The organism is Pseudotabrizicola alkalilacus, from assembly GCF_003443995.1.
Taxonomy (GTDB): domain Bacteria; phylum Pseudomonadota; class Alphaproteobacteria; order Rhodobacterales; family Rhodobacteraceae; genus Pseudotabrizicola; species Pseudotabrizicola alkalilacus.
Genome location: NZ_QWEY01000004.1, coordinates 292,277 through 314,621 on the forward strand (window position 1 = coordinate 292,277; position 22,345 = coordinate 314,621).

At 61.1% G+C, this 22,345-nt stretch carries 19 protein-coding genes and 1 tRNA gene; 18 read left to right on the forward strand and 2 right to left on the reverse strand.

The window, feature by feature from the left end; genetic code table 11:
- Positions 1-44 precede the first annotated feature (44 nt).
- The 14 genes from D1012_RS10200 (at position 45) to D1012_RS10265 (ending at position 17,981) form a co-directional block, all read left to right on the forward strand.
- Entirely contained in the window at positions 45-935 is an 891-nt protein-coding gene (locus D1012_RS10200; RefSeq protein ID WP_118151741.1) for an N-acetylmuramic acid 6-phosphate etherase, read from the forward strand.
- A 37-nt stretch (positions 936-972) separates the two neighbouring features.
- Positions 973-2,220 carry an ABC transporter substrate-binding protein gene (locus D1012_RS10205; protein ID WP_118151743.1) on the forward strand — a complete coding sequence of 416 codons (1,248 nt, stop codon included), beginning with the start codon at positions 973-975 and terminating at the stop codon, positions 2,218-2,220.
- Positions 2,221-2,300: 80 nt separating this feature from the next.
- On the forward strand, positions 2,301-3,218 hold the full coding sequence (locus D1012_RS10210) for a carbohydrate ABC transporter permease (protein WP_118151745.1): 918 nt from the start codon (positions 2,301-2,303) through the stop codon (positions 3,216-3,218).
- Positions 3,218-4,057, forward strand: a complete 840-nt coding sequence (locus tag D1012_RS10215; RefSeq protein ID WP_118151747.1) for a carbohydrate ABC transporter permease — start codon at positions 3,218-3,220, stop codon at positions 4,055-4,057. The genes D1012_RS10210 and D1012_RS10215 overlap by 1 nt, the downstream gene beginning before the upstream one ends.
- Positions 4,054-5,076: a Gfo/Idh/MocA family protein gene (locus tag D1012_RS10220; RefSeq protein WP_118151749.1), complete on the forward strand. Its 1,023-nt coding sequence runs from the start codon at positions 4,054-4,056 to the stop codon at positions 5,074-5,076. Before D1012_RS10215 ends, D1012_RS10220 begins: the two co-directional genes overlap by 4 nt.
- 7 nt (positions 5,077-5,083) lie before the next feature.
- A complete protein-coding gene (locus D1012_RS10225; protein ID WP_118151751.1) occupies positions 5,084-6,079 on the forward strand; it encodes an ABC transporter ATP-binding protein in 996 nt (331 codons plus the stop codon).
- Positions 6,080-6,291: 212 nt separating this feature from the next.
- Positions 6,292-10,197 carry an Ig-like domain-containing protein gene (locus D1012_RS10230; RefSeq protein WP_118151753.1) on the forward strand — a complete coding sequence of 1,302 codons (3,906 nt, stop codon included), beginning with the start codon at positions 6,292-6,294 and terminating at the stop codon, positions 10,195-10,197.
- Between the two features lie 14 nt (positions 10,198-10,211).
- Positions 10,212-11,549, forward strand: a complete 1,338-nt coding sequence (locus tag D1012_RS10235) for a TolC family protein (protein ID WP_118151755.1) — start codon at positions 10,212-10,214, stop codon at positions 11,547-11,549.
- Between the two features lie 26 nt (positions 11,550-11,575).
- Positions 11,576-13,786 (forward strand): ATP-binding cassette domain-containing protein, encoded by a 2,211-nt coding sequence (locus D1012_RS10240; protein WP_118151757.1) that lies wholly within the window; start codon positions 11,576-11,578, stop codon positions 13,784-13,786.
- Complete coding sequence (locus D1012_RS10245) at positions 13,783-14,958, forward strand: HlyD family type I secretion periplasmic adaptor subunit (protein WP_118151759.1); 1,176 nt, start codon at positions 13,783-13,785, stop codon at positions 14,956-14,958. Before D1012_RS10240 ends, D1012_RS10245 begins: the two co-directional genes overlap by 4 nt.
- A 500-nt stretch (positions 14,959-15,458) precedes the next feature.
- Complete coding sequence (locus tag D1012_RS10250) at positions 15,459-15,848, forward strand: hypothetical protein (RefSeq protein WP_118151761.1); 390 nt, start codon at positions 15,459-15,461, stop codon at positions 15,846-15,848.
- Positions 15,848-16,489, forward strand: a complete 642-nt coding sequence (locus D1012_RS10255; protein ID WP_118151763.1) for a hypothetical protein — start codon at positions 15,848-15,850, stop codon at positions 16,487-16,489. Before D1012_RS10250 ends, D1012_RS10255 begins: the two co-directional genes overlap by 1 nt.
- Positions 16,486-17,262 (forward strand): terminase large subunit, encoded by a 777-nt coding sequence (locus D1012_RS10260; protein WP_118151765.1) that lies wholly within the window; start codon positions 16,486-16,488, stop codon positions 17,260-17,262. Before D1012_RS10255 ends, D1012_RS10260 begins: the two co-directional genes overlap by 4 nt.
- Positions 17,259-17,981 carry a hypothetical protein gene (locus tag D1012_RS10265; RefSeq protein WP_118151767.1) on the forward strand — a complete coding sequence of 241 codons (723 nt, stop codon included), beginning with the start codon at positions 17,259-17,261 and terminating at the stop codon, positions 17,979-17,981. Before D1012_RS10260 ends, D1012_RS10265 begins: the two co-directional genes overlap by 4 nt.
- 217 nt (positions 17,982-18,198) lie before the next feature.
- On the opposite strand, the gene D1012_RS10270 is transcribed toward D1012_RS10265, so the two are convergent.
- Together D1012_RS10270 and D1012_RS10275 are read right to left on the reverse strand one after the other, a co-directional pair.
- Positions 18,199-19,350, reverse strand: coding sequence for a TIR domain-containing protein (locus D1012_RS10270; protein WP_118151769.1), 1,152 nt, complete (start codon positions 19,348-19,350; stop codon positions 18,199-18,201).
- Positions 19,351-19,421: 71 nt separating this feature from the next.
- Positions 19,422-19,973: a hypothetical protein gene (locus tag D1012_RS10275; RefSeq protein WP_147335665.1), complete on the reverse strand. Its 552-nt coding sequence runs from the start codon at positions 19,971-19,973 to the stop codon at positions 19,422-19,424.
- A gap of 78 nt (positions 19,974-20,051) precedes the next feature.
- Here D1012_RS10275 and D1012_RS10280 point away from each other — a divergent pair, with 78 nt between their 5' ends.
- From D1012_RS10280 to socB, 4 genes are all read left to right on the forward strand, one after another.
- Positions 20,052-20,513, forward strand: coding sequence for a hypothetical protein (locus D1012_RS10280; RefSeq protein ID WP_118151773.1), 462 nt, complete (start codon positions 20,052-20,054; stop codon positions 20,511-20,513).
- A gap of 264 nt (positions 20,514-20,777) precedes the next feature.
- Positions 20,778-20,850 (forward strand) — tRNA-Thr (locus D1012_RS10285).
- A 123-nt stretch (positions 20,851-20,973) separates the two neighbouring features.
- A complete protein-coding gene (socA, locus tag D1012_RS10290; protein WP_233517087.1) occupies positions 20,974-21,486 on the forward strand; it encodes a type VI toxin-antitoxin system SocA family antitoxin in 513 nt (170 codons plus the stop codon).
- Complete coding sequence (socB, locus tag D1012_RS10295) at positions 21,464-22,180, forward strand: type VI toxin-antitoxin system SocB family DNA replication inhibitor toxin (protein WP_118151777.1); 717 nt, start codon at positions 21,464-21,466, stop codon at positions 22,178-22,180. Before socA ends, socB begins: the two co-directional genes overlap by 23 nt.
- Positions 22,181-22,345 lie beyond the last annotated feature (165 nt).

A 22,345-nucleotide genomic window follows, 5' to 3' on the forward strand; every position in this document is an offset into this window, starting at 1 on the left:
TTGGTATTATTTTGGCATTGTCGCTTAAGCTAGGGGGGAATCAGATGTCCGAGCACCGAACAGAAAGCCGGCACGCATTGTCCGATGGCCTGCATGCCGTTGCATCAGCGGAGGTTCTGTCGCGGATTCTGGCTGGTCAGACCCAGGCGCTTGCGGCGCTCACGCCCGCCTTTCCGCAGATCACCCAGGCCGCCCGCGCCGGGGCGCAGGCGCTGCGTCAGGGCGGAAAGATGGCCTATGCCGGGGCCGGGTCGTCAGGGCTGATGGCGTTGGCAGATTGTCTGGAGCTGCCCGGCACCTTTGGCATCGCGCCAGATCGCGTTCCGATGCTGTTTGCGGGCGGCGTTGAGGCATTGCTGCACATGCAGGGCGGCCCCGAAGATGACCCCGAACTGGCAAAAGCCGATCTGAAGCGGGCGCAGCTGACGACGGGAGACGTTGTCCTGTGCCTCGCAGCCTCTGGCGGCACACCCTATACGCTGGCAATCGCCGAGGGCGCAAAGGCGCTTGGCGCAACGGTGGTCGGGTTTTCGAATGTGGCGACAGCGCCCCTTCTGAAAATGGCCGATATTGCGGTATTTCTGGATACCGGGCCTGAGATCATAACCGGATCAACCCGTATGGGCGCAGGCAGCGCGCAAAAGGTGGCGCTGAACATGCTGTCGGTGTTGGTAGCGATTGATCTGGGACATGTGCATGACGGGTTCATGGTCAATGTCACCGCCGACAACGCCAAGCTTGTCGGACGCGCCGCACGAATTGTGGCAGGCGTGTCCGGTGCCGGGGAAGACACCGCGCGCGCGGCGCTGGCCCAGACCAAAGGCGCGGTAAAGCCTGCCATTCTGGTCGCACGCGGGATGACAGTGGCGCAGGCGGAACAAGCGCTTGCCACCACCGGCGGCCATCTGGCCCCCCTGCTGACCGACCAAAAATAACCAACCGGGCGAAAAGCCCACCAACCGGGAGACGACAATGAAAAAGACGTACCTGACCGCCCTTTTGACCAGCACCTTGCTGGCCGGGCCTGCATTGGCGCAAACCACGCTGACCATCGAAAGCTGGCGCAACGATGACCTGCTGATCTGGCAAGACACCATCATTCCCGCCTTCAACGCCCAGCACCCGGATATCAACGTGGTGTTCTCGCCATCGGCCCCTGCCGAATACAACGCGGTGCTGAACTCGAAACTGTCTGCTGGCAGCGCCGGCGATCTGATCACCTGCCGCCCTTTTGATGCCTCGCTGGAGCTGTTCAATCAGGGCCATCTGGCTGATCTGACCGACCTTGCCGGGATGGCCAACTTCTCTGACGTGGCCAAATCCGCCTGGCAGACCGATGACGGCAGCGCCACCTTCTGCGTGCCGATGGCCTCGGTGATTCACGGCTTTATCTACAATGCCGACGCCTTTGCCGAACTGGGCATCGAGGTGCCGACGACCGAGGCAGAGTTCTATGCCGCGCTCGACAAGATCAAGGCAGACGGCACCTATATCCCGATGGCGATGGGCACCAACGACCAGTGGGAAGCAGCCACGATGGGCTATAACAACATCGGCCCGACCTATTGGAAGGGTGAAGAGGGCCGCAAGGCGCTGATCGCCGGGGAGCAGAAGCTGACCGATCCGCAATGGGTGGCCCCGTTCGAACAGCTGGCGAAATGGAAAGACTATCTGGGTGACGGGTTCGAGGCGCAGACCTATCCCGACAGCCAGAACCTGTTCACGCTGGGCCGGGCCGCTGTTTATCCGGCCGGATCGTGGGAGATTTCGGGCTTCAACACGCAGGCCGATTTCAAGATGGGCGCTTTTGCCCCGCCGGTCGCTGCTGCTGGCGACACTTGCTATATCAGTGACCACACTGACATCGCCATCGGCATGAACGCGAAATCGCCCAATGCCGAAGCGGCAAAGGTGTTTCTGGACTGGGTCGGCAGCCCCGAGTTTGCTACGCTGTATGCCAACGCGTTGCCCGGCTTTTTCAGCCTGAACTCAACCCCGGTTGAAATGCAGGATCCGCTGGCGCAGGAATTCGTGTCCTGGCGCGGCAAGTGCGAGCCGACCATCCGCTCGACCTATCAGATCCTGTCACGCGGCACCCCGAACCTGGAAAACGAGACCTGGAACGCGAGCGCAAACGTGATCCGTGGCTCGGAAACACCTGCCGATGCCGCCAAGCGGCTGCAGGACGGGCTGGCAAGTTGGTACGACCCGCAGAAGTGAGCTCGGGCTGATACCCCGGGGGGCTGTCTGCCCCCCGGACCCCCCGAGAATATTTTTACCAAGATGAAAAGGGGAAGGGCATGGCTTCGAAAAAGCCTGTGCGGTGGCATATCGCCGTCTTTCTGGCGCCTGCAGTTCTGGTCTACACCGCCATCATGATCATTCCCTTGTTCGGAACGCTGAACCTGTCCTTGTTCAACAAAGGACCGGACGGGGTGGGGTTTGTCGGCTTGGGGAACTTTGCCACGCTGTTTGGTGATCCGCGGTGGTCGGCGTCGTTCTGGAATGCGCTTGGCAACAATGCGTGGTTTTTCCTCATCCACATGCTGGTGCAGAACCCGATCGGCATTGCGCTGGCCGCGATCCTGTCAACCCCACGCTTGCGGATGGCCGCCTTTTACCGCACCGCGATTTTCGTGCCGACCATCCTGAGTTTCGTGATCGTTGGCTTTGTCTGGAAGCTGATCCTGTCGCCGATCTGGGGGATTGCGCCGGGGCTGCTGGATATCGTGGGCCTCAAGACCTTGTTTGCGCCTTGGCTGGGACGTGAGGAATATGCGCTGACCACGCTGGCGCTGATCTCGGTCTGGCAGTTTGTCGGCATTCCGATGATGCTGATCTATGCGGCACTCCTGTCTATCCCGGATGAGATTCTGGAGGCGGCAGAGATGGACGGCATTACCGGCAGCAGTCAGTTCTGGAAGATCAAGCTGCCGCTGATCCTGCCCAGCATCGGGATCATCTCGATCCTGACCTTTGTAGGCAATTTCAACGCGTTTGACCTGATCTATGTGGCGCAGGGCGCGCTGGCGGGGCCGGATTTCAGCACCGACATTCTGGGCACCTTTCTGTACCGCACCTTCTTTGGCTTTCAGCTGCAGCTTGGCGACCCCTACATGGGTTCGGCGATTGCGGGGGCGATGTTCGGGATCATCCTGCTGGGGGTTTGTGTCTATCTGTTCGGCATCCAGACCCGTCTGCGGAGGTATCAGTTCTGATGGCAAAGTCCCGCAGCTCAACCGGCCGCACGTTTGCTGCCCATGCCATTCTGATCACATGGACGGTAATTGCGCTGTTCCCGGTGTTCGTCACCGTGATCAACAGCTTCAAATCGCGCCGGGCGATCTTTGCCGATCCGCTGGCGCTGCCATGGCCCGAGCATTTCGATCTGGTCGGCTATACCACGGTGCTGAAGCAGGGCGATTTCTTTGGCTACTTTCAGAATTCGATGATCGTCACCGTGGTCAGCCTGTTCTTTGTGCTGCTGTTCGGGGCGATGGCCGCCTTTGCCCTGTCGGAATACCGGTTCAAGGGCAACACCCTGCTGGGTCTGTATCTGGCGCTGGGGATCATGATCCCGATCCGGCTGGGCACGGTGGCGATTTTGCAGATCATGGTGGCGGGCGGGTTGGTCAACACGCTGACCGCTCTGATTCTGGTTTATACCGCGCAGGGGCTGCCGCTGGCGGTGTTCATCCTGTCAGAGTTCATGAAGACGGTGTCGGATGACCTGAAGAACGCGGGACGCATCGACGGACTGTCGGAATATGCGATCTTTTTCACGCTGGTTCTGCCGCTGGTGCGGCCGGCGATGGCGACGGTCGCGGTGTTTACCATGATCCCGATCTGGAACGACCTGTGGTTCCCGCTGATCCTGGCGCCGGCGGAAGAGGTGAAGACCATCACGCTTGGGTCACAGATCTTTATCGGGCAATTCGTGACCAACTGGAATGCGGTTCTGGCGGCGCTGAGCCTCGCCATTTTGCCGGTGCTGGTCTTGTATCTTATCTTCTCGCGGCAGTTGATCCGCGGCATTACGGCGGGGGCTGTGAAATGATCCGGACACTTGTGGCAGGGCTTGGCACCATGGGGCGCAGTCATGCGCTGGCCTATCATCGCAACCCGGCCTTTGATCTGGTGGGGCTGGTCAACCGCTCGACCCCGCAGCTGGATGCGGAGTTGGCGGGATATGCTGTCATGCCTGATTTCCATGAGGCTCTGGCGCGGCTGAAGCCCGACCTGGTGAACATCTCCACCTATTCCGACAGCCATGCCGACTATGCCTGTGCCGCGATGGAGGCTGGGGCGCATGTCTTTGTCGAAAAGCCGCTGGCCAGCACAGTGGCCGATGCGCAGCGCGTGGTGGATTGCGCGCGGGCCAACGGGCGCAAGCTGGTGGTCGGCTATATCCTGCGCCATCATCCCAGCTGGCAGCGTCTGATTGCCGAGGCGCGGGCGCTTGGCGGGCCCTATGTGTTCCGGCTGAACCTGAACCAGCAAAGCAACGGCCCGACATGGGAGGTCCACAAGACACTGATGCAATCGACCAGCCCTATCGTGGATTGCGGCGTGCATTATGTCGATGTCATGTGCCAGATCACAGATGCCAAGCCGGTCGAGGTGCGGGGTATGGGGCTGCGCCTGTCGGATGAGATTGCGCCGGACATGTACAACTACGGTCATTTTCAGGTGCTGTTCGACGATGGCAGCCTTGGCTGGTACGAGGCAGGCTGGGGCCCGATGATGTCGGACACCGCGTTTTTCGTGAAAGACGTGGTCAGCCCCAATGGTGCGGTGTCGATCCGAATGCCGGAAAATGCCCGTTCGGATGATCACGACACCCACACCAAAACCTCGGTGATCCGCGTGCATCGTAATGGCCAGCCCGATGAAGACCTGAGCATGGCCGATGAACCGGGGCATCAGGCGCTGTGCGAACGGGAGCAAGCCTTTGTCGCCCGCGCCATTGCCGAAGACCTGGACCTGTCGCGCCATATGCAGGATGCCGTTCAATCCCTTGCCATCTGCCTTGCCGCCGACCAGTCGGTGCGCTCTGGCCAACCTGTCAAACTGTGAGGCCGCTATGGGTGCGCTTGATCTGAAGTCTGTCACCAAGTCTTTCGGCACCACCGAGGTGATCAAGGGCGTCAATCTTGAGGTGGCCGAGGGGGAGTTCTGCGTCTTCGTCGGACCGTCAGGCTGTGGCAAATCTACCCTGCTGCGGATCATTGCCGGGCTGGAGGATGCCTCGGGCGGGGATATTCTGCTGGATGGCAAACGGGTCAACGATGTGGCCCCGGCAAAGCGCGAGCTGGCGATGGTGTTCCAGTCTTACGCGCTGTACCCACATCTGACCGTGCGCGACAATATGGGGCTGGCGCTGAAACAGGCGGGCGTGGCGAAGGCAGAGATCCTCAAGGCGACCGACAAGGCAGCTGGAATGCTATCGCTGGAAAGGCTGCTGGATCGTCGCCCGGCGGAATTGTCCGGGGGACAGCGCCAGCGGGTTGCCATCGGGCGCGCCATTGTGCGGACCCCCAAGCTGTTTCTGTTTGACGAGCCGCTGTCCAATCTTGATGCCGCGCTGCGGGTGGCAACGCGGATCGAGATCGCGCGCCTGCACCGCGACCTTGGGGCGACAATGATCTATGTCACCCATGATCAGGTCGAGGCGATGACACTGGCCGACAAGATCGTGGTGTTGCGTGACGGGCGCGTGGAACAGGTCGGCAGCCCGATGCGCCTTTATAATGACCCGGACAACACGTTTGTTGCAGGCTTTATCGGCAGCCCACAGATGAACTTTCTGAAATCCGCGGCTTTGGGGCAGATGGGGGAAACCACGGGTATCCGTCCCGAACACCTGAATATCCGCCACGGTGGACCGATCAGCGGCACCATCAGCCATGTTGAGAAACTGGGCGGAGAAACACTGGTTTATGTGCGGACAGAGCCCCATGGTCTTTTGACGGTCCGGTTGTTTGGCGAGCATGATTATGGGGTGGACAGCACAGTTCAGCTGGACATTGAACCAAGTCGGGCGTTCCACTTTGATGCCGATGGTAAAAGACTTCGCTGACACCGGATACAACCAGAACGTGCCCCCGCCATAAACACCTCAACCCTTATAAAGGTCAGGTGTGGTAAAACCTCCCCAATCCGCGGGGTGTAGAACAAACCCACTAGAAATAGGGCGGGAATGTTTGTACATCTCGGTTAATTGCACCCCGAATTGGGGGCGAATAATCACATCGGGTCAATAAAGATCCGGGTTTGAGGCGGAGTGGTAAAATGGTAACGGCGATTAATTTCGCCGCCCGCAATTCTGTGGGCGGTCGTCAGCTTGGCACTGTGGCTGGCGAGGGACAAGGCAATTTTATACAGGTCGGAGCAGGGGACAGCATTTCGCTGAATATCTCTCCATCCAGCATCGTCGCCTATGAACAGCAAGGCCGCGATCTGGTCATCAAACTGGCCGACGGGCGTATTGTTGTCCTGTCAGGTTACTTTGATGCCTCGGGGGCTGCGGGCACCCTGTATCTGAGCACGAATGACGAGATCACCGAAGTAACGCTTTCGGGTAACGGGAATGGCGTGCTGACGGCCAGCTACGGCCCGGCGCAGCCCATGGAAAAATGGAGCCCGCTGGACGACCTTCGCTTTGCACAGGCGGACGGCGTGATTGATGGTTCCGAAGTGACCGATGAGCCGGCCGGCATGGGCCTGTTTGCTCCTGCAATGCTGGGCGGTCTTGGTACGGCAGGCGCAGCAGTCGGTGCGGGCCTGGTCGGCCTGGGGCTGCTGGGTGGTGGTGGCGGAGGCACGGACACCACGCCCGGCGGCGGCGGCACGGACACCACGCCCGGCGGTGGCGGCACGGACACCACGCCCGGCGGCGGTGGCACGGATACCACGCCCGGCGGTGGCGGCACGGATACCACGCCCGGCGGTGGCGGCACGGATACCACGCCCGGCGGCGGCGGCACGGACACCACGCCCGGCGGCGGCGGCACGGACACCACGCCCGGCGGTGGCGGCACGGATACCACGCCCGGCGGTGGCGGCACGGATACCACGCCCGGCGGCGGCGGCACGGATACCACGCCCGGCGGCGGTGGCACGGACACCACGCCCGGCGGTGGCGGCACGGATACCACGCCCGGCGGCGGCGGCACGGATACCACGCCCGGCGGCGGTGGCACGGATACCACGCCCGGTGGCGGTGGAAATGATCGCGTTCCACCCACTGTGAATGACCCTGACCATAAAGACACGCTGACAACCAACACCGTTAATCCGGGCATCACCATCACCGGAACCGGTGAGCCGGGAGACACAGTTGTCGTCACTATCGGCGACCGGACCCAGACAACCGCTATCGGCTCGGACAGCACCTGGGGCGTCGGCTTTGATGGTGACGAACTTCCGGCCGATGGCAGCTATTCATCTGTCGTGGTTGTTACAGAGCCCGGCGGCACGGAGCATGTGCTCGACGGGCCGGATTACATCATCGACATGACCCCCCCGGCAGTGGAGGTCACGGAAGGCACAGAGAGTGTCAACGACATCGAGAACCTCGCGGATTACGCCGATGGCATCACCATTGCAGGCGAAGGCGAACCCGGAGCATCGGTGCAGATCGACGTCGGCGGGCTGACCCGCGATACGGTGATAAACAGCCAGGGCAACTGGTCTTTCAATTTCACCCAGACTGAGATTGCGGGCGGCGAACGGACATTGGATGTGACGGTTACCGCGACCGACCCGCTTGGAAACGTCACGGTGATCACCGACAAGCTGGTGATCGACACCATCCCGCACCCGGTTTCGATTGATCCGGTCACCGAGAACAATCTGGTGAACGAAGCGGAATACAATGCTGGCTTCACCATGACCGGCAGCACCAGCCCTAATACGACCGTCACACTGGTTGTCGAGGGCGGCGGCCGGACGGTGACCCGCACAATCACCTCGGACGCGTCGGGTAACTGGGAGCAAAGCTTTCCCGAGGGTACCCTGCCCGCAGGCACCTATCAGGCGACAGCGACGCTGACGACTGTGGACAATGCGGGCAACCCCTCGTCGGTCACGCGCAGCTTTGATGTCGATACCGACGTCGATGTGGCCTTTGCCTCGTCAGCAGTCGCCGGTGATAACATCGTCAATGCTGTCGAAGCGGCGGGTGCAATCACCATGACCGGCACTTCGGCCCCCGGTTCAGCGATCACCGTGGAATGGGCAGGCAGTACGCTGCCCGCTGCGACCGATGCCGACGGCAACTGGAGCGTAACCTTCCCCGCTGGCACTGTCACCGACGGCACTTATGCGACAACGGCCGTCGTGACGGCAACTGATGGCGCAGGCAACGTATCGACCGACCGGCGCGACGTTCTGGTTGATACCGAAATTGCCGTCGGTATCGACGAAACACAGGTTGGCGACAACAAGGTTTCAGGCGATGAACGTGACGCGGGCTTTGCCCTGACCGGCACCGGCGAGCCCGGTGCCGTAGTGTCGGTGGCCGTCACCACACCCGGAGGCACCGTCACCCACCCGGCAACTGTAGGAACCGATGGCCAATGGTCAATCGCTTATGGTCCGGGCGAGTTGCCCTCGGGCACCTATACGGCGACCGTTGCGGTTTCGGCCCGTGATGCTGCGGGCAACATCGCCACCGACAGCCACACCATTCGGGTTGATACCGAAACCAGCGTGACCATCGGCGCGCAACAAGCCGGGGACAACTTTATCTCGGATGCCGAGCGACTAGCCGGGATCACCCTGATAGGGACTGCCGAGCCGGATGCACTGCTGAGCGTCACCTTCAACGGCGTGACCTACGATGACGTACAGGCGAATTCTGCCGGTCAGTGGGCTCTGCCCGTCAGCACCGCTGGCATTCCGTCCGGCACCACGACTGCCGAAGTGTCGGTGACTGCGGTTGACAGCTTTGGTAACACCGCCAGCGCAAGCCATGTGGTGAACATTGACACCGAAGTCGTGCCGCTGACCCGTGGCACAATGTCAGCGGGCAGCGACAATGTTCTGAACGATGCCGAAGCCAGCCGTGGCCTGACCGTGACCGGCACGGTCGAGCCAGGATCGACCGTGACGGTCAGTTTTGACGGCAATGATGCGCGTGCCGCCACCGTCTCCGGCGGAATCTGGTCGATCACCATTCCCGCGGAGCAAATCCCAACGGGTACAACCTCGGCTGAACTCGTGGTCACCGCCACCGACCGTCTGGGCAATGTGGGAGTGCACCGTGAGGACGTCGCAATCGACCGCGAGGTGACGCCGCTTCGTCCGGGTCAAGATGTTTTGGCGGGCGACGGCTATCTGAACGCCCGCGAAGCGGCCGAAGGTCTGTCAATGACCGGAACGTCAGAGCCGAACTCGACCGTGACGGTCCAGATCATGGTCGGAGATCAGCTGGTAGGCACCCCGGTGCGTATCGTGACGGATTCCACCGGCAAATGGTCGGCAACCTTCAGCGGTGACAACCTGCCACGTGGCGAGTTGAACGCGCAGGTTGTTGTGACGGCACGCGATCTGGCGGGCAACGTCGACAGTTACAGCCAGCCGGTGATCATCGACACGATAGCCCCCGGTGCGCCGGATGTGGTCAAGTTTGAACGTGTCAGCGCCGGTCTGACCCGGATTGTCACGCAAGAGGCGGACGGCAGCTACGAATTCACCCGCATCGACGCGAATGGCAATGCGACCCAGATCAACGCCGTCCGCTCGGTCGACGAGGTTACGGGGGATGAGAACATCACCTTCGGATCGCGCGGTGCCGGTGGCTTTACGCCAACGCCGGTGCCTGACGGCAGCTATCTGGTGGTGGATACGACCGATGTGGCGGGCAACCAAAGCTCGACCCTGATGATCGTGAACAATACCAATGCGCCTGATGTCGATCTGTCACGGCCAGGGTTGTCCGGCTTTGACTTCTCGGCGATTGATCTGACTTTTGCCCCTGATGCCGATCTGACCATCACCGAGGCGCAGATCCTGGACATTACCGGCGCTGACAAAACCATTCTGATCAAGGGTGGGGTTGATGACCGGGTTGAGGTCATTGACGGCGTGAAGACCGGGCAGACGCAGGAGATCGACGGCGAGACCTACAACATCTACACTGTCGGGCATTCCGGCGCGACAATCCTGCTCGACGACGATATCCAGACGATCTGACGGGGGAACCTGTCATGCCGCATCATGTAACGGCGCGGATCAGGGTCGGGGCCATACGCCCGGCCCTGATACTGGCGGCCGCGTGTCTGCTTTCGGCCTGTCTGGGCGAAGGCATGCCCGGCGTAACCAAGATGGGGTTCGGCGCGGGAAAATCCCCCGCCGACCCTGCCGCGCCTGTCTTGTCCGCACAGGGTGCGGTCCGGTCGGCCCTGATTGCCGATCTGCAGTCCCGGCGGTCGGTTCTGCCGCCGGATGGCCCGTTTGCGGCTGTCGCAGCCGCTGTGACAGAGGCTGGCGCAGGCGTGGCCGCAGCCGAGTTGCGCGTTGCGCAACTGCGGGCAGAGGCGAAGGCCAGAAACTGGCTGCCGCGCATTGGGCCTTCGGCCAATCTGACATCGCTTGGCGCTTTGGCGGCGTCTATTCTGCTGGAACAGACTCTGTTTGATAACGGCAAGCGCAAAGCCGAGCGCGCCTATGCTGCTGCTGACGTCGAGGTGGCGGCTGTCACACTGGCAAGCGGCGATAACAAACGGGTCTATGATGGCCTGAAACACTATCTGACGGCAGAGCGCGCCCGTGAGCAGGCGGCGGTTGCCGCACGCGCGGTCACGCGCCTGACCGAGTTTGAGCGCATCATGGCACTGCGGGTCGATGGCGGGCTGTCTGACAGGTCAGAGCAGCGGGTGCTGTCGCAAAAGCTGGCAGAGATGCAGGCCAGCCTGGTGGCTGACCGGCAGGCCGGGCTGACCGCAATGGCGGAACTGACGGCCATGACAACGCGCGATCTAAGCCGACTGTCGGGTCTGCAAAGCCTTCCGCCTGATCAGACCGTGCCGGAGCCACTGGCCGTCATGCGCGCCCGTGGCGAGGCCGCACGTACCATCGCCGAAGCGGAGATGGCGAAGGCTGATATGCTGCCGGGCCTGACGGCAAGCGCCGCGATTGGCAAGGGCGGGGTCGACGGTGGTCTGGGTCTGAATGGCGGCGCGTTCGGGTTTGGCTCGGGTGCCGAGCGCGCGGCACTGAATGCAACCGGCGACCTTGTCGGGCGCCGCATTGCGCAGGCCGCCGAAGACACCGAGCGCCGCATCATCGCCTTGCAGCGTGACATGCAAAGCACGCTGAGCCGGGAAGCGCAGGGCGCAGAGGTGTTGCGGCAGACCGGAAACAACCTGACCCTGTTCACTGAACAGTACAAGGTGGGGCGCCGCACCCTTCTGGAACTGGTGCAACAATACGAAAGTTTTGCCCGGATCGAGCGGGAACAGGTGGCGCTGAAATACATCGCCACCGACCTTCGGCTGCAAATTGCCCTTGAACGCGGGGTTCTGGTGGACGGGGCGCGCATGTGACCAGTGACCGGGTGGTATCTTTTGACATGAATGCGGGCAGGGTGGCCTCGGCCAGCCCTGCCGTATCACGTCCGGCCCCTCCGGTCCCGCCTGCCCGCGCGGAACACGCCAGTCGTGCGATGCACCGTGCGCGGCTGGCAAGTGTCTATGCCGGCGTTCTGGGGGTCGAGGTGGCGGCCGCCGACCTGCTGGAGCATATCCGGATCGCTGCGGGAACGGCGATGCCGGGTCTGGATGAAATCTGCACCGGGTTGCGGCACTGCGGGCTGACGGCCGTGGTTGAGAAGACCGCAAGCCCCAACGCCGCGCATTGGCCTGCTCTGGCCGAGATGACATCCGGTCAGGTTGTTCTGGTGCTGGCCGAGGGCCCGCATGGGCTGGAGATTTACGATCCCAGCGTTGCGGATGGTCGGGCCGAAGTAGAGTGGGCAGAGTTCAACAGTGTCTACACGGGCAGAATTCTGCGCGCACGTACCACGATGGCTGAGCTTGAAACCCGCCACACGCCAAAATCTGGCGCGCATTGGTTCTGGGGGGAATTCAGCCGGTACAAGCGCCAGTTGCTGGAGGTGGCGGCGGGGTCGCTTTTCGCCAATCTGCTCGCCGTTTCGGTCGCACTGTTTTCGTTGCAGGTCTACGACCGCGTGATCCCGCATCAATCAGAGCCGACACTCTGGGTTCTGGCACTCGGCGCAATGCTGGCGATCGTGCTCGAAGGCATGCTCAAGGGCGCGCGGTCAGGCCTGATGGACATGACCGGGCGTCGCATCGAGTTGGTGGTGCAGGATCGGCTGATGGCGCGGCTTTTGGGCATGAAAGCCAACCCGCACGAACGCCGCCCCAGTCAGCTGTTCAACGCCATGCGCGAATTCGGGTCGGTGCGGGAGTTTTTCACCGCCTCGACCATCGGCACCATTGCCGATCTGCCGTTTATCCTGATCTTTCTGGCGCTTGTCGCGACAATTGGCGGAAATCTGGTCTGGGTGCTGATCCTGGGCGGTATTCTGATGGTACTGCCCGGATTTTTGCTGCGCGGCAGGATGGTTGAGATGACAAAGGCCAGTCAGGGGGCCACCGCCAGACAGGCCAAACTGCTGTATGAGGCCGTGTTCGAGACGGAAACCGTTGTAATCACCCGCGGAGAAGACCGGATAAAGCGGCTTTGGGCGGAACTGGTGACCCTGAATGCGGTCAAGTCCTCTGAGCAGCGCAAGCTGACATCCTTGCTGACCTATTGGGCGCAGGGGGTGCAGCAGGCAACTTATGTCGGCGCGGTCATGGTTGGCACCTTCATGGTGTTTGCCGGTGATTTTACCGTGGGCACCATCATTGCCATCGGCATCCTGACCGGGCGGACCCTTGGCCCGCTGGCGCAGCTTTCCGCCACCATGGCACGCTGGTCCAACGTCAAAGGCGCGCTGGAAGCGCTGGAGGCGATTGCCGATGCCAGACAGGCCGAGGATACCGGGCGCAAATACCTTCGCCGCGAAAAGCTGACGGGGGCCTATGAGCTGCGGAGCCTGGAGTTCCGCTATGACCCGACGTCGTCGCCCACCGTCGATATTACCGCACTTGCAATTCCCGCCGGGCAGCACATCGCGGTTCTGGGCACCAACGGCTCGGGCAAATCGACCCTGCTCCGGCTGTTGGCGGGTTTGTACGACCCCACCTCGGGGCGGGTGCTGATTGACGGGGTTGATCTGGGGCAGGTGCATCCGCGCGATTTGCGCCGGGGCATCGGCTATCTGGGGCAAGAGGTGCGGCTGTTTGCCGGAACCTTGCGCGACAACCTGAACACCACCCAGCTGGAACGGGATGATGACCGCCTGCTAGACGCGCTCGATTTCGCAGGGCTGGGCCAGTTTGTGCGCAATCACCCGCGTGGGCTGGATCTGGAAATCAAGGAAATGGGCGAGGGCCTGTCGGTTGGTCAGCGCCAGTCACTGGGCTGGGCGCGGATCTGGCTGCAAGACCCTGCCGTTGCCATTCTGGACGAACCCACCGCCGCGCTGGATCAGACACTGGAAACCACGCTGGTCAGCCGCTTGCGGATCTGGCTGGAAGGCCGGACGGCGATCATCGCCACGCACCGGGTGCCGATTTTGCAACTGACGACGCGCACGCTTATTTTGCAGAACGGCAAGCTGGCCGTTGACGGGCCGCGCGATGCTGTTTTGGCCCATCTGATGAAGGCGCAGCCTCAGACGGCGGCCATGGTCGGGGGCAGCGCATCATGACCACCTTTGACCATGGGCTTGATCAACGGATGCGCGGGCCGTCGTTGACGATCTGGTTGATCGGGCTGGCGATCGGCGTCTTCCTCCTCTGGGCGTCCTTTGCCTGGCTGGCCGAGATCATCCGGGCCGAAGGGCAGGTGGTGTCGTCATCGCGCCCACAGATCATCCAAAACCTGGAGGGCGGCATTCTGGCCGAGTTGCACGTTTCCGAAGGCGATACGGTCGAGCCGGGCCAAACCCTCGCCCGGCTTTATGGCACACAATACCAATCCGCCGTTGATGATCTGAGCGATCAGATTTCCACGCTGGAGGCCCGCAAACTGCGGCTGGAGGCAGAGCTTGCGGGCAAGTCCGATTTTGCGGTGGCAGATGAGATTGCCCAAAGGGTGCCGGATGTGGTTGCCTCAGAGCGTGCACTGCTGTCTGCGCGGATGACCGAACAGGCGGCGCGGGTGGCGGGGGCCAAGGCGGTGCTGACGCAGGCGCAAAAGGAACGCGAGCTGCTGGAGCGGATGTATGAGCAGGAGATCGCCCCGCTGATCGAGGTAACGCGCGCCCGCAAGGCCGCCTCGGACGCCGAGGCGCAGCTGTCAGAGGCCCGCACCATGGCAGAGCTGGACCGGGCCAATACCTATTCCGAAACCCAGGGTCAGCTTGCCTCGCTCCGGCAGCGGCTGAAACAGGCGCAGGATCAGTTGTCGCGCACCGAACTGGTCGCGCCGATGCGGGGCGTGGTGAACAAACTGTCGCTGACCACCATCGGCGGTGTCGTGCGCCCCGGCGAAGAGATCCTGCAGATCATCCCGCTGGACGAGGAGCTGTTTGTCGAGGCCCGCGTCAAACCGCGTGATATCGCACAGGTCAGGCTGGGTCAGGCGGCGACGGTCAAGCTGTCGGCCTATGATTACACGATTTATGGCAGCCTGCAGGCAGAGGTTACCTTTGTCTCTGCCGACACCTTCAAGGATGAACGCGCCCGCACACCCGACGGCGACCCGCATTACAAGGTGACTTTGCGGGTGGACCAGACCCACCTGACCGCACGTCAGAAATCGCTGCAAATCCGTCCCGGCATGCAGGCTACGGTGGAGTTGCAGACCGGCGGCAAGACCATCCTTACCTATTTGACCAAACCGCTTTACAAGGCAAACGAGGCGTTGCGGGAACGCTAGACAAAGCCGCGAAGCTGACGGCTTTCACAAGGCAAACTCTCATCGAATGGGAGGAGGGAAGTGGTGCCGCAGAAGGGACTCGAACCCCCGACCCCATCATATCGAATGACACGGTCAACCGCTGCAACCGCTTGATAACTAAGTGCCTGGGTCATGGATCAGGTTGTGACGGCGCGCGCTTTACAAGTCAGACACGCCACGGGCGGGATCGACCCCCTTTCTGAGAGCGCACCACCCCGGCCCCCGCAAAGATAGAAGATCACACTTCGCCAAATCCCCCACCACCGCCCCTACATCGTCAAACCCTGGCAAATCCCCGCAGAGCGCGTCGTCTCTGCCCATGCTCCCACGTCCACCTCAACTCTCGGTTGCAGCCAACTCGGGATAGGACCGATCATCACGACGTCGGCTAGGCCGCGATCTTTTCCTGGAGCCCAGGGGAGTAGTGGTTGTTCACCGGCTGCTGCTCCCCACCCCGGAAACCTTGGAAAGGTCCAACGATGCCCACTGACAATGACGCCCAAGCGAAAGCCTTGGTCGCGGCGCTCGCGCCCCTGATTGCGGAAGCGATCATCCCCCAGCTCACGGCCAAAGTTGAGGATCAGGTCCGCGGAATCGCCGCGAAAAACTCCGAACTTTTGGACAAGCTCCACAACGTCACGAAGGACAAAGAAATCGCCGACAAGATCGCCGCAAGCGATGCCTTGGCCGCGAAGACCGCAGCCCTCCTGGAAACAGCCAAGAAGCCCGACGGCCTGACCGACTTTCGCAAGGTCGGTAATCCTGTCCGCATCAGCCGCGCCGATGCGCGCGACGTCGCGCTTTACCGCCGTGCGAAGGACCTCGCGCAGAGCCAGAAAGTCCCGCTCGAGATCGTCGGGGAGGACTGATGCCTCCCGCCCCCACCAAGCATAAGCCCGGTCCAAAGCCGAAAGTCAAAGGCGGGTCCGTCGTGGGCCAGGGCTTTGGGACGGGCAGGCTTCACAAGCTGGCCCTGCTGCCCGACGACAAGCGCGAACACTACACCCGCGAGATCATCCTGGGCCGCATGTCGATGCTGCAAGCCAGCCGGGAACTCGGCGTGTCCGACATGTCGGTTGCGCGCTTCATCACAACGATCCCCGACGAGGTGCGCCTTGCCATCCTCGCGCAGGCTTTCCACGACACGAAGGTCCAGGGGGCCTTGAAGAACGCGGCCATTGCAAACGAGTTCGGGGACGACGTGGACCAGGACCTCAAGTGGGTCCTGAAACAGCTCAAGGCACTGTTCGAGGGTGCCAATGGCGACGACGAGAAGCTGCTGAAACTCGGCACGTTGAAAGAGGTGCGCGCCTCCCTAATGGCCCTGGCAGAGCTTCACGGAAAGCTAAACAAGAAAATCGACATCCACCTGAACCTGAACGAGTCACCCCAGTTCATCAAACTGCGCCAGATTATTCTCACTGTCCTGGATCGACACCCGGAGGCAAAGGCCGACTTCTTGGACGAGATGCGGGTCTTGAAAGTCATGGACCATGTGGTGCCTGCATGATCGAAGACCGCGCCCTCCTGGAATACATGCGCGGCCTGGCCGTCGGCCTCGACCCCGTCGAGCGGTTCCGGCTGACCGTCGGGGAACCCGACGATTGGCAGAAGGTTCTCCTGCGCACTGATCCCCGTTTAAACGACGCAGACCGACTGGTTCTTGCCCTGTGCGGGCGACAGTCGGGGAAATCAACGTCAGCGGGTGGCCTCGCCTATGACGACTTCTCGCGCGGCAAGATGGTCATTTTGACGGCACCCAGCCTTCGGCAGAGTACCGAGTTGTTCCGACGCATCCTTGAGTACAAGAACTCGGACCCTTCCTGCCCGCCTATCGTGCGCCAGACGCAGACCGAACTCGAGGCGCACCCGTCGCATGGGGGTCGGATCATAGTCGTCCCGGCCACAGATCAGGCGCGGGGCATGACGGCAGACACGATCATCGCGGATGAAGCTTGCTTCCTGGACGACGATGCCCTGACCGCCTTCTTTCCTATGCGAAAGGAATCGGGTCGCATCTTCCTTTTGAGCACCCCCAACAAGCCGTCAGGCTTCTTCTTCGACTCCTGGATGGGCGGCAAGCAGATCACGCGCATCACTGCGCGGTCAATCGACATTCCCCGCCGTGCCGCTCAAGTCGCCTTCGACAAGGCAACCATGTCCGACACGACATTCCGTCGGGAGCATTTGTGCGAGTTCGTCGGGGCAGGCACACCCCTGATCTCCTGGGAGACGCTCGACCGCACGAGCAACCCGAACGTCAACGCACTGGAACTGGCATGACCCCTGACGCCCCGCCCGCCTACCAAATCCTGAAAGACGGGCGTGTCGTCCTGCCATCGAACGCGGACCCGGCTGCTGCCGGTCATGTCGTCTATGGCTGGGTCCGTCACCATTGCGGCCTCGACCTTGGGCGCAACGATCCGTCCGCCATCGTCGTCGTCCGGGACGAGTGCTATCCAGAGTACTCAGGCCGCGGGTTCGAGCAACGCCTTGGGGAACGTCGATGCACGGTCGTTTTCCAGGAATCCATCCAACTGTTCTCCTACACGGACCTCGCCGATCACGTCGCGCGCAGGCTGGCCCGCATCCCCAACTGGACCTTGGCAATCGACGCGTCGGGCCTTGGCGCGCCTTTCTCATCGACCCTGGACCTCGCAGGCATCGAGCATTGGTCGGTCGTGATGACCGCTGGCGCGAACCTGACGAAGAAGGGCAAGCAGGTGACATGCGCCAAAACCCTGCTGCTGGAGAACATGGCCGTCGGACTCGAGACGCGCGCCCTGACCGTCGCGCATGACCTCAAAGGCAAGCAGGACCTCCTGAACGAGATCGCGACGTTCGAACTCGGCACCACCTCCGCTGGGAACCTCGTTCTCCAGGGAGGTGGTAAGGGCCACCATGCCGACCGCGCCATCGCCTTGGCCCTCGCATACCTCAGCGCCACCCACCTCGACGGCAACGCGGGACCAGTGCAGAATACCCTGCTCGGCTGGCGTTGACGTCCCCGGAAATCGCGGTCCTTGTGGGGATCGTCGTCGCGCTGCTGGTCATGCGGTACTTCTGATCACGCCGAACGCATCAGAGCGCCCAGAGAGCCGACGAGCGCTTGGGGTTCACGCGGTCGCCGCACCATCGGTGGGCGCGATCCCCAAGACAACCGCAGCGCTGCACGTCTCTACTAAGGCCAGTACACTTGGACAACGCTCGGGAGGGACGTCAACCGTTCAGTTTTGCCTGAAGGTCCGCGAACCGCGTGTCAAGTATTGTCTCGGCAAACCGCCAAGGCACGAAAACCTCATGTGAGCCGAAAGCATAAGGTAGAACATCATATGGACTGAAATTGATGGTCAAGCCTCGGTCGTCGAAATTGTACTGCGCTGCTAAGTTCCAAGTGTACTGCCGATCATCGAAAGACTGATTGATGAAGTCCTCAAGACCTTCACCGTCGAACATCGCAAGCAGTACCTTTTTGCAGTATCCCACTAGGCGAAAAGCCTTATCGACGTCGCCCCCGAGAAGGTCGCGGATTGTGCAAAGACCGTAGTCGGGACCGAGAAAGTTGAGGGTTTTGATCGCATGGTTTGGATGAGCGCCGCCTCCATACCAATAGATGGAAGATCTGACTGAGAGAAAATCCCCGCGCCTAAAGAACTCCTGCATGGTAAAACCCCATTCGTGGGGCCAGTTGTATTCCTTAATTCGCTTCTTATCGTCTTCGTCTAACTGCTTAAAATCAGCAATTGCACCCACAAACCCTCCCAATGCCTCGGAGGCAAGGCGTGCATTGACGAAGTCCCAATAGACTCCATCAGGTGGATACTGAATATGATCGGACGACACGATGAAGAACTCGGTCGTCACCCCCGACTCTACGCGGGCCATTTGCTTTGCGCCGCCTAGGGTTTGTCCTTTCTCCGTCACGGTGGTTGTGGTTTCTGGTGCGAGTTTCGCAACAACGCCGCCGAGCTGCGCCGCCCGCTTTGCTACAGCCTGCGCAAGCTGGTCCCGCCAAGCATCCTTGAAGTGGTCGATATATTGAAAGCGTATCAGTTCTGCGGGCATCCTCAGATCGTCAAGGCGCATGAAAACGACGTAGCTTGCCCCAATTGGCTGATCTTCCACTAGTTTGAGGGTCTGCTTTATTTCTCGGTTCACGACACCTGGTCGCGCGAATATCTCGCTTGAGATTAGGTGAACGACAAAGTCAGATTTTTGCTGGGCTGCAGCGCGTTCTCGGTCCCAGTCATCACCTCCGACAAGCGACTCTTTGTCGAACCACACATCGTCGTTGATGCTTTTGAGGAACCCGTAAATCTCACGAGCCGTTTCAGTGTGCTCTGACGCATATCCCAGGAATACCTTCACCATGGCCCCCAAACTGCTGATGCCACCGCTACCATAGGTGAAGCCAGCTATTGACGGAAGTCCTGACCGATTGATCAGAAATCAGGCTCGTCCTCGTGGCGCGCGGCGACCGAAGGCCGCAAATCCATCTGCCGCACCCGCCCACGGCCCTTGTAGTCTATGCCCTTTTCGGCAAGGCGCTTGCCTTGATAGTACTTCTGCCGAACGTTTTCCTCGTTCTTCTCAACATTCGGAAACTGCTTCATGTAGGCAACGACGAGATCCTTTACCGTCGCGTCGGGCTGCTGCTCCTGCAACTGGCTGATTGCGTCGTAAATCCAGCGCGGCTCCCCAGACATGTCGTCATATTTGCGTTTGCCCTGAAGGCGCAGCACTTCCTTCAACTCGCCGGGGTGCCCGTTTAACACGGCCCAGTTGTCAATGCCTGCGGCTGTCTGCTTCAAGTAGTCCTTGATCCACAAGGGCAGTTCGAGATCGCGTTCCAAGGCATACGCAATGGCGCGCCATGCCGTGATGCCGAGGGACATCTCGTGCAAGTCGGCCTCCCAGCTTTCCATGGCAAAGTCGTCCGGTGTTCCGAACAACCTGTATGCCTCACAGCCATCTTGGCAGACATGATCAGCCACGTCGAACCTTTCAAATGGGTCTCAAGTCACGATCAGTCCTGAACGTGGCGAACAGAAGGCAAAGAGAAAGGAATTCCAATGCCTGACTACAAAGAGAACATCGAAACGCTGGCGAACACCTTCAACATCGCGAAGGACGACCTCGACTACCTGCTCGCCCACGAGGGTAGCCCCGGCACGACCGAAATGCTCGGTGCGCCTGCCACCTTCGACTACTTCGGCTCGCTCGCTGAACACGAGTGCCACCTCGCACGGCTCGCGAATGTGACGGATGCTGACAGCTTTACCGACGCCTGCATGTGCCTGCGCGAGTGCGGGTATGATGATCCGTCGGTCGTCGAAAAGGTGAAAGATGCCGCGCGGGTCGTCGGTGACAGGAACCTGCTCGACGCAATTGAGTCCATCGAAGGGCAAGAGGAACTGCTCGACACCATCCTGCACGGGTATGGTCTTGGAGACCTGTTCCGCATGGTCTGGCTGATGGACGGTTCGGCGATGACGCGCATCCCGCAGAGGGCGCTCTCGTCGGTGGCAGCATGACCGCGCGTTCATCTGGCCGCCTTGGCTTGCTTGAGATCCTCGACCGCAAAGTGGCAACCGCGCTGCTTCGGGGCTGGTGTCGAGCCTAGCAACCGATGGTGGCTGTCCTGTTGGGCGGCCACCGTCACATCTCCTGCCTCGCTTTGCCCTGCCAGCATGAGCACACGACAGCGGGCGGTCCTTCACGGGGCCGCCCACTCTTTCCTGGCAAGGCCTTTTCGCCTTGCACGGCTAACCCTCATCGTCTAAACGACACCTCGCGTAGCCCCATTAGCTCAGCTGGTAGAGCAGGTCCTTCGTAAGGACAAGGTCGGCGGTTCGAGTCCGTCATGGGGCACGCTTTCCCGATCTTGCCAAATCACCCCGAAGTGAGGCATGATTGCGAACAAAAGTAGAACTTGAGGGCGGCAGGCATGAGGCTATGAGCGGGCCATACGATCCGAGGGCAATCGCGAACCTTATGCTAGACGAGGCAGATCGGCGCGGTTGGAAGATCACTAATCTCGCACTTCAGAAGCTTCTCTACTTCGCTCACGGCCTACACCTGACCAAGACTAAGCAGCCCCTCGTGTCGGGTTACTTCGAGGCGTGGCCTTATGGCCCGGTTCACCCGGCAGTCTACCGGGCGTTCAAGCCCTCAGGCTCCGCACCGATCAACGCTCGCGCGGTAGCAAAAGACCCCCTCACCGGACGCGCTCGCGATCTGCCTAAGCCGAAGGATATGGGGGTAACTGACTTGGTGTCCGACGTGATGAGGTCCTACGGGCATTTGCCTCCTGGTCGTCTCGTCGATCTGTCGCACGCCAAGAACTCTCCTTGGTCCGTAGTGGTGGACAAAGCGCGAACAGATGTTGCTTTTGGGATGCGAATACCGGATGATGTGATCATGGACCGATTCCGCCACCATAAGGTGTCGGTCGGCACAAATCCTCGTTCAGGAGAACCGCCTAGTGACGACACGCCTTTTGCCTGACATTGACCTTGCGAGGATCGCGCCTCAGCGCGATGATATGAAGCGCAAGAGCTTGGAGCAGATGAAGGGCGGTTTCTCGACCTTCTCCTATAAGCCGGTGCGCGGCTGCTTCTCCGACATCTTCAACATCCAGCCCGATCTCGACTTGGGTGCAGCCAAGCCGACGCCTTGGGCTGTTATCGAAACCGATTTGCGCAAGCGCAGCCGGTCGGATGAGGAGTATACCTACAATCGGCGCGTTGCGCTTGGCCTGCACGACTTTGCGGCTTCTGGCCGGATCTATGGGCGGCGGCAAGAGTTCTTCCCGCTGTCGATGGGCATGGGCCAGAAGATCACCCTCTGGCTACCCATGATTCTCGCCATCGACGAGCAGGCGAGTGTGCTGTTCATTGACCCGCGCCGCACCAGAGGCTTGACGGCCGAGGGCCGCCGCTTCGCCTTTTCCATGATGCACGAGCGCATCCGAGCGGCTGACGAAGACTTTGCCGAAGTGCGGTTGACCATCGCCCAGTTTGGCGATCCGTCGGACGACCGGCGCGCGGTCAGGCTCCATACAGATGAAGGCATTGGACTGTACTCCCGCGATGAGTTGGAGCAGATGGTCGCCTCGACATATGCAATGTGGCGCGATGTGCTTGAGGAGCGTGAGCGCAAGGCTCGCGGTCGGGCAACGGGCACCGGCCCACTTATCTGATGGGCCCATACAACATTCTTGCAACGCGGCAGACTGCCTAGGCTCTGGACCCATTAATTTTCTTGCGGGTCGGACAACTCACTGATTCACTTGCGGCACCACAGGGGGTGCTGCCATGAGCGAGATGATCCTGCTTTCCGAAGCCCAGATGGCGCGGATATCGCC